The 12,302-nt window shown below is 69.4% G+C and carries 12 protein-coding genes; 5 read left to right on the top strand and 7 right to left on the bottom strand.

Annotation, left to right across the window (positions count from 1 at the left end; all coding sequences use genetic code 11):
• A partial coding sequence (locus IE107_RS34000; RefSeq protein ID WP_189548203.1) for a tetratricopeptide repeat protein occupies nt 1-348 on the top strand: 348 nt, incomplete at its 5' end.
• Between the two features lie 678 nt (nt 349-1,026).
• Nucleotides 1,027-1,167: a hypothetical protein gene (locus tag IE107_RS33995; protein ID WP_189548202.1), complete on the top strand. Its 141-nt coding sequence runs from the start codon at nt 1,027-1,029 to the stop codon at nt 1,165-1,167.
• A gap of 280 nt (nt 1,168-1,447) precedes the next feature.
• On the opposite strand, the gene IE107_RS33990 is transcribed toward IE107_RS33995, so the two are convergent.
• From IE107_RS33990 to IE107_RS33980, 3 genes are all read right to left on the bottom strand, one after another.
• A complete protein-coding gene (locus tag IE107_RS33990; RefSeq protein WP_229867473.1) occupies nt 1,448-2,170 on the bottom strand; it encodes a hypothetical protein in 723 nt (240 codons plus the stop codon).
• Nucleotides 2,171-2,338: 168 nt separating this feature from the next.
• Complete coding sequence (locus IE107_RS33985) at nt 2,339-2,941, bottom strand: DUF4240 domain-containing protein (RefSeq protein ID WP_189548201.1); 603 nt, start codon at nt 2,939-2,941, stop codon at nt 2,339-2,341.
• Between the two features lie 538 nt (nt 2,942-3,479).
• Nucleotides 3,480-3,803, bottom strand: coding sequence for a hypothetical protein (locus IE107_RS33980; protein ID WP_189548200.1), 324 nt, complete (start codon nt 3,801-3,803; stop codon nt 3,480-3,482).
• A 211-nt stretch (nt 3,804-4,014) separates the two neighbouring features.
• Between IE107_RS33980 and IE107_RS33975 the strand changes: the two genes are divergently transcribed.
• Complete coding sequence (locus tag IE107_RS33975; RefSeq protein ID WP_189548199.1) at nt 4,015-4,452, top strand: hypothetical protein; 438 nt, start codon at nt 4,015-4,017, stop codon at nt 4,450-4,452.
• Nucleotides 4,453-4,875: 423 nt separating this feature from the next.
• Here IE107_RS33975 and IE107_RS33970 read toward each other — a convergent pair whose 3' ends face one another.
• From IE107_RS33970 to IE107_RS33960, 3 genes are all read right to left on the bottom strand, one after another.
• The gene (locus tag IE107_RS33970; protein WP_308434281.1) at nt 4,876-5,748 is read right to left on the bottom strand and encodes an amidohydrolase family protein; all 873 of its coding nucleotides are present in this window, start codon (nt 5,746-5,748) and stop codon (nt 4,876-4,878) included.
• Between the two features lie 106 nt (nt 5,749-5,854).
• Nucleotides 5,855-7,189, bottom strand: coding sequence for an MFS transporter (locus IE107_RS33965; protein ID WP_189548197.1), 1,335 nt, complete (start codon nt 7,187-7,189; stop codon nt 5,855-5,857).
• A gap of 58 nt (nt 7,190-7,247) precedes the next feature.
• Nucleotides 7,248-8,585 (bottom strand): phenylacetate--CoA ligase family protein, encoded by a 1,338-nt coding sequence (locus tag IE107_RS33960; protein WP_189548196.1) that lies wholly within the window; start codon nt 8,583-8,585, stop codon nt 7,248-7,250.
• A 261-nt stretch (nt 8,586-8,846) separates the two neighbouring features.
• On the opposite strand from IE107_RS33960, the gene IE107_RS33955 reads away from it, so the two are divergent.
• The gene (locus tag IE107_RS33955; protein WP_189548195.1) at nt 8,847-9,620 is read left to right on the top strand and encodes an IclR family transcriptional regulator; all 774 of its coding nucleotides are present in this window, start codon (nt 8,847-8,849) and stop codon (nt 9,618-9,620) included.
• Nucleotides 9,621-10,496: 876 nt separating this feature from the next.
• On the opposite strand, the gene IE107_RS33950 is transcribed toward IE107_RS33955, so the two are convergent.
• Nucleotides 10,497-11,615 (bottom strand): peptidoglycan-binding protein, encoded by a 1,119-nt coding sequence (locus IE107_RS33950; RefSeq protein ID WP_189548194.1) that lies wholly within the window; start codon nt 11,613-11,615, stop codon nt 10,497-10,499.
• 224 nt (nt 11,616-11,839) lie between these two features.
• On the opposite strand from IE107_RS33950, the gene IE107_RS33945 reads away from it, so the two are divergent.
• A partial coding sequence (locus IE107_RS33945) for a glycoside hydrolase family 25 protein (protein ID WP_268246643.1) occupies nt 11,840-12,302 on the top strand: 463 nt, incomplete at its 3' end.

Here is a 12,302-nt window from a genome sequence, read left to right as displayed (position 1 = left end):
CTCCTCGGCAACGAACACCCCCACACCCTGACCGCCCGCGGCAACCTCGCCACCTCATACCTGCGGGCAGGACGCGCCAACGATGCCGTCAACCTGCTCGAACACGTGCTCGCCGAATGCGAGCAGCTCCTCGGCAACGAACACCCCCACACCCTGACCACCCGCGCCAACCTCGCCATCACTTACCGACAGGCAGGACGCGCCAACGACGCCATCAACCTGCTCGAACACGTGCTCGCCGACCGAGAGCGACTCCTCGGCAACGAACACCCCGATACTCGTTCTGCTCGTGATGCGCTGTCCCGGTGGCGGTCAGCGGGAGGCGGCTCTGGAGAGCATCCGTTGTAAGCGGGGTCCGTGATGGTGGTTCTGACCCAGATTGTTCGTAGTGTGTCGATGCGGTCGGTGGGCGGGGCGAGGGCAGTTACGAAGGCTGCGGTGCGGTCGGCGACGCTTGGCTGTGCTGGCCGAGGGGGACGGGGCTAGTCAGGGAGCTTCGGCGCACGCTGTCTCCGGGGACGTGCTGACCGCGGCGGGATGGGCGACGACGTCCGTCGGCCCCGCGCTCACGGTGCTGCACCGTCCGGCGTGAACCACCCCGCCGCTCCTGTGCCGGAGCAGGGGCGGTTTCGTGCGTCCGAGACGTCCCCGCGGCCCGAGCGGGTGATCTTTTTCCTCATGTACGCGGGCGCGGCTCTAGTCGAGTGTGCCCAACTAGTCCAGGGATAGGGATAGTTGACATGGTTTGTGGTGGTCTGTCACGGTGCGGGCGTCGGGTCGGGCCGGCCGGGTGCCCGAGGGGTCGTGAGGAGATCACCGTGGAAACCTTGAACCTGTCGCAGATCGCTCGGCGTGCGGGCGTGACCCGTGCCGCTGTCGTCAACTGGCGGCGCCGGCACCCGGACTTCCCAGGGCCGGTTGACGGTACCGCCGAGCGTCCCTTGGTACGGGCCGAGGAGGCCGAGGACTGGCTGCGCGCCCACGGCAAACTCCCGACGGGGCTCACCGCCTTGTCCTGCCTCTGCGGTGAACCTGATCGTGCACCAGGGCCGGCACGCCCTGGCCCGGCCCGACACCGCCGAACCGCGCCTCACCAGTGCGGCCGGGCCAGACGGCGCCATCGGCCTGGCTCTCGTCCAGGAACGCGAGTACACCCCGCCGAGATGAGCGCCCTGGAACAGAAGGTCATCGCCCGGGGCGCGGAACTCGCCGCCCGCTGCGACCGGGAGAACAACAACGGTGAGTAACTGGGCTGGCGGGTCACCTCCCAGACTCCCAGCTCCCCCACCACAACACGGTTTGCTGGAGGAACGCCCTCCCAACCTCCCAGACTTATCGGATATTTGAGGGCGATACGGATCACGGGCTCCCAGGTCACTGGAGGGGATCTGGGAGCCTGGGAGGTGACTGGGAGTGGTTGTCTGCGCAAGCAGCCGGACAGCAGCGATTACAGGACGGTGCCGTGCAGGGCGCGGCGGTCGCCGGACATCGCGTAGCGGCGGGCGGCGAGGCCGTGGTCGAGAGGCTCGCCGATCTCCTCGCAGAACAGGGCGAGGACGTCGGTGGCTGCGGTGTCGGAGAGGTAGGCCGGGGCGACTTCGAGCATCAGCTCGCCGATCGCGTGCGTGCCAGCGGCGAGCTCGTCGACGCGCCGCAGCGCGGCGAGCGTGGGGTCCGCCGACGGGTCGGCGGGCGGCGGGGGCGGGACTGTGCGGACGTCGCGGACGGCCTGGCGGACCACCGCGCGCACCGTGGACTCGTCGAGGGCCTGCAGGCCGCTGTGGACGAGCGCGGCGAGGCGGCGGGTGATCAGCTCCGCGACGGTGTCCACGCGGCTGGAGACGGCGATCAGAGCGCGCTGGGACAGGCCGTAGTCGAGCGCGGCCCCGGCCGGGCCGGTGTTGGTGTCTCGCGTGCGAGACATGCCAGGGCCGGCGGTGACCGCTTCGTGGATCGCGGCCAGGACGCGGGCGACGTCCAGGAGCCGGTACGCCTGCGCGCGGCTGATACCGAACTCCGCACCGCAGTACGAGGCCCAGCCGCTGTACCCGAGCGGGAGCCACACGCGGGCGGCATGCGCCTCACGGACCCGGGCCGCGAGCACCGCCACGGTGCGCCGGACGTCATCCATCGCCGCACGCAGCCCCGCCGTCACCTCCCGGGCCTGCACCACAGTGAGCGGCCAGCACGGTCTACTGGCTTGCCGCGCGGCACCGGTGGATGGACATGGCCTTCGCTGGCCAGGGCGTAGCCGGAGGCCCAGCACAGCAGCGGCAGCGGCTTCCCGGAAGAGTGTTCGCGGTCGCCCGAGAGGATGCTGGCGGGCAGCCGGTCCAGACTAGGCGCGCGCCTCCACCGGGAATAGGGCGTCGAGCCGAGGTGTCCTGCCCCCGCGACGAGCCGGGGGACCCCACCCCTTGTCGTGGCCCTCACGGTCTCGTCCCCCCTCTTCGCACTCCGCCCGCGCTTCCTGGAGGGCGTCCAGGGCCTTGTAGAACGCGTCCCCGTCGTCCTCCTGGCCGGTCAGCTCGTGGAAGACATCCTGCGCCACGTAGTCGAGCTCCTCCCATTCCGGCCATTCGTCGTTGTGCCACTCCCGCAGGTGCCGCCCCGCCAGGGTCCGCACCTCGGAAACGTCGGCGAGCGTGTCCGGATCAGCGAGCACCGCCTCGTACGTCCCTCGCCCCTGCGCCACCAGCCAGAGCGCGAAATAGTCGAAGCCGTCGTCGGAACACAAGCCCCCCTCGATCCGGCTCACCGCCCGCCACAGCGCGCCCGTGGCGACGGACTCGCACGCGGCCTCCAGGTGCGCCTGGAACTCCACGCCCGCCGCGGCCGGCTGGCGCAGCAACTCCCCGCGCAGCCACTCCAGCCGCTCGTTCCGGTCACCGGGGCGACGGCTCAATTCGTCCATGAGCGCCCAGAAGGCCTTCTCGTCCATGCGGCAAAGGATCGCAGCCGCCACTGACACACCCGAGAGCTCAACAGCAGCGGTGCGTCTACCACCGCGCACAGCAGACTGTCCAGCAACGGCTTCGCACACCTCGCGGACTGAGCACGTTCATCGGCTCTGTCGCTGGGCCTTCACCCCTGATCTTGTGACGTTGAAGCTGTTCCATCGTTTCGGATTGGCGTGTGGTTCAGGGAGTTGGCAGGAGATTCTGCCGCATCTGGCGGATGCGGTGGTCGAGTCGGTGCACCGGGATGCGGGCGTGGTTGTGCTGCGTGCACGATCTCGTACGCGTTCGACGCGGCCCCTCAGATGGCCCGGATCCACCCCATGGGCCGCGAAGTGCTCCGTGTCCTGGTCTCCCTGCACCGCCGCGCCAACCCCGAACTGAAACGGCTGTTCCGCCTCTCCGGCATCCATCTCTGAAGCCGCGCGGCGTACTCGCCGTCCTCGGCCCGCCTGCACTGCCCGGCGGGCAACGGCTTCAGGCCCTCGCGGCTGGTGTCGCACAGCCAGCAGCGAGGCCGGGTCAGGTGCGGAAGCGGGAGAACCAGCCGCCGGCCTTCTGCGCAGTGGCCCGTTCCTCCGCGCCCACTCCGTGTCGCAGTACGACTCCCAGAGGTGCAGTCGAGCGGCACCCGGCGGCGTGCGCGTCACGGACCCGGGCGGCGAGCACCGCCACGGAGCGCCGGACGTCGTCCATCGCCTCCCGCAGCCCGGCCGTCGCCTCCCGGGCCTGCACCACGCTCAACAGCGGCCGCGCCGGTCCGGCAACGGGCCCGGCGACGTCGTCCTGGTCCGGAACGGTCTCCCAGCAGGCCAGGGTGGGCCCTGACGGCTCACTATCGCCCAAGTGCCCTGCCGAAGCCGGCACTTGTCGGGGTGATCACATCAGGCACTATCGTGATCTTGATAACTCACACAGTGCCTGCTGGGGGGAATGCATGATGAAGAGACGAGTCTGGAGTGCCGTTGCGGTACCGGCACTGACGTGTCTGCTGCTGGCCGGCTGCGGCGGAGAGGACACTTCGGGTAAGCCACCCGCCGGAGCCGGGGAGGGGCCCATGGACGGAGATGTTGTTGCCGACGCTCCGAAGCCTCCCCAGAGTCCGGAGGAGTCCTATCGGGCCTTCGTCCGGGGGCTGTACGCAGGAGACGGCCCGGCCGTGTGCCGGCTGTTCGACCCCGCTCCCTCGGCGCAAGAGGACATCGTGATATCGCTCTACACGGCGCTCGACCTGAGGTCTGAGGGGAGATCGCCGCTCTGCGAGGACGCCGTCACCTATTACGCGCAGGAGAAGAAGCTCACCCCGATTCCAGAGGGCAAGGACATCCCGATCTACGGGAAGGTGCAGCACATCGACGGCAAGGCCAAGCTGGACCCCTGCTATGAGAGGCCCGACGGAGAATACGACAGGAACGTGGGCCGCTTCGAGTGGACGAAGGAGTCCACCGGCTGGGTCATCGACTGGATGTCATTCACGACGGGCTGCGGCGGCTGAACCACCCCGGTACATATCCGGGGCATTCGATGCGAATGGTGCGGGCGCCTTGTTCGGCGCCCGCCCGCGGCGGTTGGTGCTGCAGTTGGCGTGTCAGGCAGCGGCCGTGGGCGCGGTGTCGGCCCCGTGCTCCTGGCCGTGCTCGTCGTCGGCTCTGCGCTGCGCCATCGGGCCGGGCCGCCTGATGGTCCGGCTTCGGCGGGGCGGCTGTCGCCGCGCGCGGCCCCGCCGTCGCGCGTGAAGAGTAGTGGCGCCCGGTCCCCCGAGGCTCGCCACACGCTGACCGGCCCGCCCTGTCTTCCTGGCCGGGGCTGCGTGGGGGTGCTGAGAGGGATGCCGGCGGTCCCGACCACCTGTACTCAGGAGCCGTCAGGTTGGAAAAGGCTCACTGGTTCGAGCCAGGCAACGGCGCCCCGCACTCCGCTAGGCGGAGGTGAGCCCAAGCAGCCGGGCGGCGTTCTCCTTGAGGATCTTCGGCTTAACCTCGTCCTTGATGGGGAGCTTGGCGAAGTCGGCCAGCCATCGGTCGGGCGTGAGGACGGGGTAGTCGGAGCCGAAGAGGACCTTGTCCTTGAGCAAGGTGTTGGCGTACTGCACCAGCTGGGGCGGGAAGTACTTGGGGGACCAGCCGGACAGGTCGATGTGCACGCCCGGCTTGTGGGTGGCCACCGCCAGGGCCTCGTCCTGCCAGGGGAAGGACGGGTGCGCCAGGATGATCTTCAGGTGGGGAAAGTCGGCGGCGACGTCGTCCACACACAGGGGGTTGGAGTACTTCAGCCGGATGCCGCCGCCCCCGGGTACGTTGGCACCGATGCCGGTCTGGCCGGTGTGGAACAAGGCGATGGTGCCGGTCTCCTCGATCACCTCATACAGTCCGTAGGCGAGGCGGTCGTTGGGGAAGAAGCCCTGGAGGCTGGGGTGGAACTTGAAGCCCTTGACCCCGTGCTCCTCCACCAGGCGGCGGGCCTGCTTGACGGCGGCCTTCCCGCGGTGCGGGTCCAGGGAGGCGAAAGGGATCAGGACGTCGGGGTTGGCAGCCGCGGCCTGGGCGACCTCCTCGTTGGGCACCGGCTCGGTGCCGGTGGCGGACTGGGCGTCCACGGTGAAGATCACCGCGGCCATCTGCCGCTCGCGGTAGTAGGTGGCCGTCTCCTGAAGGGTGGGCTTGCGGTTGCCCTCGACCTTGAAGTAGGCGCTGGAGGCGTCGTGCAGGTCGTCCTCCAGGGATGCCTTGCCCTGGGAGGAGATCTCGGCGTGGGTGTGGACGTCGATCGCGACCAGTTCGCCGACGTTGATGGAGGTCATGGATGCACGCTTTCGGAAGTCTTGGTGCGGGGGGACGGCGTAGGGGGCACGACGGTCTCACGCTCTCTTTCAGCGGCGGGGCCCGGGTGACTGTGGGCTACTCGGCTGCTGCGGCCACTGGTTTGGGAGGCAGTGGGCGGGGCAGCGGCTTCCTCAGGGCCACGACGCACAGCAGGGAGGCCAGCAGCGGGATGGTGAAGAGGAGGAAGATCTTCTGCGGGGCCCATCCTCCGGAGAGGAGGTAGCCGACCAGGACAGGCGCGGTGATGGACACCAGCCGGCCGACGCCGATCATCCAGCCCATGCCGGTGGCACGGGCAACTGGTGTGTACACATCGGGCGCCACGGTGTAGAACCCGGCAATGGCCGCGGTGGTCAGCATCCCCAGGATCGCCACCACTGCCAGGGCCACACCGGTGCGGCTGGAGACCTGGCCGAACAGTGCGTAGGCAACGGCCGCCGCGGTCAGGGCGCCGACCAGGAGCAGGCGGCTGCGCCATCGGCGGGCGAGGGCGCTGAAAAGGAAGCAGCCGACGATGCCGCCCAGGTTGGCGACGGTGCCCACGGTGACGCCCAGCGCGTCATCGCCGGAGACGGAGGCCATGATTTTCGGCATCCAGGTGTTGGCGAAGTAGTACGCCGCCACCAGGCAGCCGTAGCCGGCCCAGAGCTTGAGGGTCTGCGAGCGGGTGGGCCTGGTGAGGATTTCCTGTGCGGCGCCCTGCGGGCCCTGCGTCTCCGGCCGGGCCGGGATCTCGGTCAGGGCCGGGCGGCCCAGTTTCGCCAGGATTGCATTCGTTCTGTCGAGCGCGTCGGCGGGGCGGCGGGTGAGCAGGAAGTCCAAGGACTCCGGCAGACAGCGCCAGGAGATCACGAGCATGATCCCGCTGAGGGCCGCCCCGGCGGCGAACACCGCACGCCAACCGAAGTTCGCGATCAGCGGGTTGGCGGCGAAACCCCCTATCGTGGCGCCGATGGGATAGCCGGCGGCGTAGATGCCGATGACGGAGCCACGGCTGGTGTCCGAGGCGTACTCGGACACCAGGACGTTCAGGTTGGCCATCATGCCGCCGACACCGAGCCCGGTCAGGACGCGGAACGCGATCAGCTGGGTCGCATCCTGGCTGAAGACCGACAGCACCATGCCGAGGGTGACGATCGTCATGGAGACCAGGGTCAACTTGCGGCGGCCGATCCGGTCCGCCGCCGGGGTGAGGAAGAACGACCCGGCGGCCATGCCGAACAGGCCTGCGCTCAGCAGATAGCCCAGTGTCACCGGATCGATGTGCCATGCGCGCGACAGGCTGGGCGCCGCGTACGCCATGACGGAGACGTCGAAACCGTCGATGAGCGTGAGTGACAGGGCGACCGCGACTGCTCTGATCTGGAAGCGGCTCATCCGAGACCGGCGGATTTCCGCCAGGAGGTCCATGAATTCTCCCTGTGGCTGTGCGGGTGGGACGGGATGTGCGGGGTTGGGCGGGGCGGGGTTACCCGACGTAGGTCAGGGCGTTCTTGTACTCGCCGATCGGGATGGCGCCGTGCTGGAGGAACTCGACGGCGACCCGCACCCGCAGCCGTTCGAGCACCGCCGTCTGGATGCGCTCGGCCAGGTCATCGGCGGAGGCGGCCGAGCGGCCCTTGGGCAGTTCGACCTCCAGCGGCATCGCCTCGTCGAAGCGGACCTGGTCGGCGTGCGCCTTGCGCAGCCGTAGCGGGCCGGCGATCTCGGTGGCGAAGGCATCCAGGACGACATCCCGGATAGCGCTGGGGAACACGTTCATGGCCTTGTAGATCAGCATGTCGTCGGTGCGGCCGACGCAGCGGATCAGCGGCGAGGTCCGGCCGCAGGGGCAGGCTGTGCCCACGACCTTCAGGTGATCGCGGGAACGGAATCGCACGACCGCGGTGGCCTGGCGGGTGAAGGTGGTGTAGACGGCCTCGCCGTGGGCGTCGGGCTCCCAGGGCACGGGCGCGCCCGTCCCGGGGTCGATGAGCTCGACGAAGATGTTGCGTCCGGCGGTGAAGTGCATGCCGCCGCCCTCGGGGCATTCGGCCCACATGCCGGGCATGACGTCGCAGAGCCCCATCACCTCGCTGATCCGGTCCGCGCCCCAGCCACTGCGCACCCGTTCGCGGATCGCCTCCTCGCCCATGCCCGGCTCCCCGCCCGCGATGACGGTGCGCACCGAGAGTCGGTCCGCCGGGACGCCGAGGACCTCCTCGCAGCGGCCGGCGAAGAACGTGGCGAAGGAGGCGGTCCCGATCAGCGTGTCGACCCTGAGCTTCTGCATGATCGTCGCCATCCGGGCCGTCGTCTGACCACCGCCCCACACCAGGGTGGCGCCGATCCGGCGCACCGCGTCGGCGTACGGCATGCCGCCCGCCACCAAGGGCATGCCGGTGGTCAGCGCGACCACGCTGTCGCGGCGGATACCGGCGGTGAAGAACATGTTGGCGACACTGTCCGACCAGGCCTGACGGTCCGTTTCGGTGAGGCCGAAGAACACCGGGATTCCAGTGGTCCCGGAGGACGCGACCACCTGCATGATGTCCGCGCTGTCGACGCCTTGCAGGTCGCCGAGGAAGGCGTCGGTGGTGGCGGCCTGCTGGGCCGCGCGCAGGTCGTCCTTGGTCGTGAAAGGGACGGCCGCCCAGTCATCGGGCGATCCCGCCTGCGCGACGGGCACCCCATCGAGCCGCCGGGCGTAGAACGGGGAACGCTTGGCCAGGTCGGTCAGGAAGGCGGCCAGACGGCCGCGCTGCCATGCCTGCAGCTCGTTCCACGGCATGGTGTCGAACTCGGCGTCCCAGTAAGCATTGTCCATGGGCGGTGGCTCCTTTGTCAGGGGTAAGAGAGCAGGCGGGGAGGGGGCGCGGCATGGCTTCCGGTGTTCCGGGGCAGAGCCCCCGCTCGGCCGGCCCCAGGGAGGGTGCAGGTCTCGGCGCGGAGCCCGAGGGGCTTCGTCACGCGAGGCGGGATGCGGCTCCGGCCTTGTTCCGCTTCTGGCGGCCGACCGGAGCGCCGTGACGAGCATGGTGCCCCGCTCTTTCTGGTCAACGCAATGCTTTAGTGTTTCAATTCTGATGTGCAGAATCAGACCCCTTCGTATCCGATCGAGTCCGTCGACCGGGCCCTTCAGCTGATCGTGATGCTCCAGGCCGGCCACCGCCTGAGCGTGAAGACCGCCGCCGAGAAACTGGGGGTCGCTGCCTCAACGGCACACAGGCTGTTCGGCGCGCTGTGCTACCGCGGTTTCGCCCGGCAGGACGAACAGCGCCTGTACCGGGCCGGGCCGGCCCTCAACCAGCGGACACCGGTCGCCGTCTCGCACACAGCCCTGAAGAAGGCGGTGCGGCCGGCCCTGGAGGAACTGCAGCTCCGGCTCGGCGAATCGGCGAACCTCATGGTGCTCCAGGGCGCCTACATACGCTTCCTCGACGGCGTCGAGAGCGAGCAGATGCTCCGGGTCGGACTGCGCACCGACGGCACGATGCCGGCGTACTGCTCCGCCGGAGGCAAAGCGATCCTGGCCGCGCTCGACCCGGCCGACGTGAAGGAGGTTCATCACGACGGCCTGCCCCGCTGGCCCACCGCGAAGATCTCCACCGTCGACGAGCTCGCGCGCCATCTGACGGAGATCCAGCACGACGGTTACGGGGTCAGCCTGGAGGAGACCGAAGAGGGCGTGGCCGGGGTGGGCGCCTGCCTGCGCGACTGGCTCGACCGCCCGGTGGGTGCCATCACGGTGGCGGTACCCTCCACGCGTTTCGCCCAGCACGACCTGAGGCATTACGCCGAACCGGTACGGAAGGCCGCCGCGGCCGCAAGCCGCCGGATCGGCGAGCAGTGCACGGCATGAACGCTTCCCCGGTCAGTACACCTAGTACTCCCGTCGTGCTTCTTCATTTGTCCTGGTCGCAGGGCCCTTTTGAAGTCTATCGAGCTGACACTCCGTCACAGGTCGGTGGTGGCTCGTGACTCACTCAATCGGGGCGCGTTGAACCAGCCACGGAGACGGAGAGCTCAGGGCGTGTCGCCGGACCAGTCTCAGTGGTTCCGCTCGCCGGGACGCGGGTCGTACAGGGCGCGGCCGCTGGGGCTGAACTGCCCGAGTCGGTACATGACCTAGCGCAGCGTGACGCCGCCCTCGTAGCTCTCCACGATTTCCCGGGCCCGGTCCACGACGGCCGGCCACCGGATCCGCTGACGCGTCATACCGGCACTTGTACCTCTTCGCGCCTCGCCAAGCGAAGACCACCAGCAGCACCGCGGGCTCGGGATAGCGCCGGCGGCGCCGGTCCGGGTCGTCGATGCCGATCCCGTGCCGACACCCATCGCCCGCCGCAGGCACGGCATGCGGCCCGTCAGGGCTGCCGTATCCCGGCCCGCGCGCGGCCCCGCCGTCGCGCGCGAGGAACTGGCCGGCCGCCGATCCCCGAGACGCTCCCGCCCGCCCCGCCCCCACCTTTCTCTTTCGGTAGTCGGACGGCAGGGGGTGCGCAGAGGGGATGTCAGCACGCCGACCACGCCTCACACCCGTGGTGACCTGCGCGGACGTCGGGCGCCGTGGAGGAGGAGGGCAAGGGATGTCGCAAGGGATGGTGCAGGACCTGGCGCAGGGGATGGTGCAGGAGATCCCGCTTCCCTTCGTGCCGTCACACCGTCGCTACGGCGTGACGGTGTGACGGCAGTAGCGCTTTGAGCCGGTGGTTCACGCTTCGGACGATCGCCCGTTTCAGTGGCCGCAGCCGGACATGGGGGTGTCGAGGTACTTCCAGGTCTGGGGTCCGACCTGGCCGTCAGGCTTGAGGCCGCTGCAGCTCTGGACGGCGCGTACGGCGGCGTCGGTGGCTGATCCGAAATTGCCGTCGACGGTGAGCGTGTAGTCGTAGTTGGAGTTCAGCAGGCACTGGATCTGCTTCACCTTCGAGCCGACCATGCCCTTGGCCATGGTCTGGGTGCGGTCCCAGTTGTAGCGGCAGTTGGCGCGGCCGGCGGCGCCGGGTGCGGCGGCCGGGCTGGGAGAGGCAGAAGCAGAGGCTGCGGAAGAGGTCTTGCCCTTGGCTGAACTGCTGGGGCGCGGTGACTTCGTGTTCGTGTCTTCCTCGCCCGTGGGGTCCTGGTCCTTGTTCTCGTCGCCCTTCGGAGCTGTGGTCGGTTCCTTGTTGCTCTTCGAGGGCAGGGGAGATTCGTCGACCGCTGGCTGGTCGTCGCCGGGGCGGTTGTCGCCGCCGGTCTCGGGCTGGGAGACGGCGGGGCTCTTCGTTTCATGGACCGAGTACCAGCGTCCGACCAGCAGCAGCGCGGCGAGGGCGGCGGCGATCAGCGCGAGGATTTTGATCCGGCTCCGGGAGGCAGCGGCCGGCCTTGCGGGTTCGACCGGGCCGGGCGTGGACGGTGGAGGCGTCGGGGTCGCTGCGGCGGGCTTCGGAGTTGCGGTGGCGGGAGCGGGGTCCGGGGCCGTCAGCGGTACGGGTCCCGGGACTGTCGGCGGTGCGGGGGCTGCCGGTGCGTCCGGTGCGGGGTCTGCCAGTACCGGAACGGGCGCTGCTTCGGGCGGTGCCTCCTCCTGGGTGGCTGCGGCGCGGCGGGCCTGGTCGGCGGTGTCCCAGAGGCCGAGCAGCGTGTTCTTGTCCAGTCCGCGGCGGGAGCAGAGGCGTTCCACTGCTGCCCGGGGTGGGAACGCGGTGCCTTTGAGGACCCGGTTCCAGGAGGAGCGGGAGTAGCCGGTGTCGTGGGTGAAGGCGTCCAGGGAGAGGTTCTTGGACTCCTTGACCTGTCGCAGTGCCTGGAGCAGTGCGGTGACTTCTGGCAGTGGCTGTGCGGGTGGGTTGTCGCCTTGTTCAGGCCGCATGGGTCCTCCCCCTTGGTACCGATTGATCGTCGTGTTCCATGGCCGTTTCTTTTCGCAGGTCAGGGGCCTTGTGGAACGGCCGGGACAGTGCGGTACGGCTGGAATGGCGATCAGGCTACCGGTGGGACGGCGGTACCCCGAATCTTCATCTCGTCGACGCCGCAAAGGCGTTGTGTGAATCGCCCTCCGGATGTGTGCCGGTGGGTCTGACGAGGGGTGAAGACGTGGGCATCATCAGCAGGAAGACGGGCTTTCAGGCGGGTGCCATGGTGGCGGTCGCGGCCGCTGGGTTCGGTCTGATCAGCTTCTCCGGGGAGGAGCAGGCGCAGGCGAACAGCCCGGCCGCGTACAGGGTGAAGGGCTTCGACACCAGCCACCACAACTCGCACCCGGTCCAGTGGTCGGCGGCCGCGAGTGCCGGGTACTCGTTCGTGTTCCAGAAGGCGAGTCAGGGCACCGGCTACCGCGACCCGATGTTCGCCGGTGACTTCGCGGGCGCCTCGCGGGCCGGGCTGATGGCCGCGCCCTATCACTTCTACGACTCCGGTACGGGCGCCGCCCAGGCCGACCACTTCATCCGTACGGCCCGGGCCGCCGGCTACGACGGCAAGCGGCCCGGGCAGCTCCCGCCGGTGGTCGACCTGGAGAAGATCCGCGGCCGGTGCCCGGCCGGGGTGAACAACACCC

The organism is Streptomyces gelaticus (genome assembly GCF_014649535.1).
GTDB classification, from domain to species: domain Bacteria; phylum Actinomycetota; class Actinomycetes; order Streptomycetales; family Streptomycetaceae; genus Streptomyces; species Streptomyces gelaticus.
Note: the sequence above shows the minus strand (reverse complement) of the source record. Positions and strands in the feature narration are given on the sequence as shown.

Bases quoted from the DNA above. Each gene is read 5' to 3' on its own strand.
- IE107_RS33950 (WP_189548194.1), bottom strand. From the start codon at position 11,615: ATGCGGCCTGAACAAGGCGACAACCCACCCGCACAGCCACTGCCAGAA.
- IE107_RS33960 (WP_189548196.1), bottom strand. From the start codon at position 8,585: ATGGACAATGCTTACTGGGACGCCGAGTTCGACACCATGCCGTGGAAC.
- IE107_RS33965 (WP_189548197.1), bottom strand. From the start codon at position 7,189: ATGGACCTCCTGGCGGAAATCCGCCGGTCTCGGATGAGCCGCTTCCAG.
- IE107_RS33985 (WP_189548201.1), bottom strand. From the start codon at position 2,941: ATGGACGAGAAGGCCTTCTGGGCGCTCATGGACGAATTGAGCCGTCGC.
- IE107_RS33975 (WP_189548199.1), top strand. From the start codon at position 4,015: ATGGACGGAGATGTTGTTGCCGACGCTCCGAAGCCTCCCCAGAGTCCG.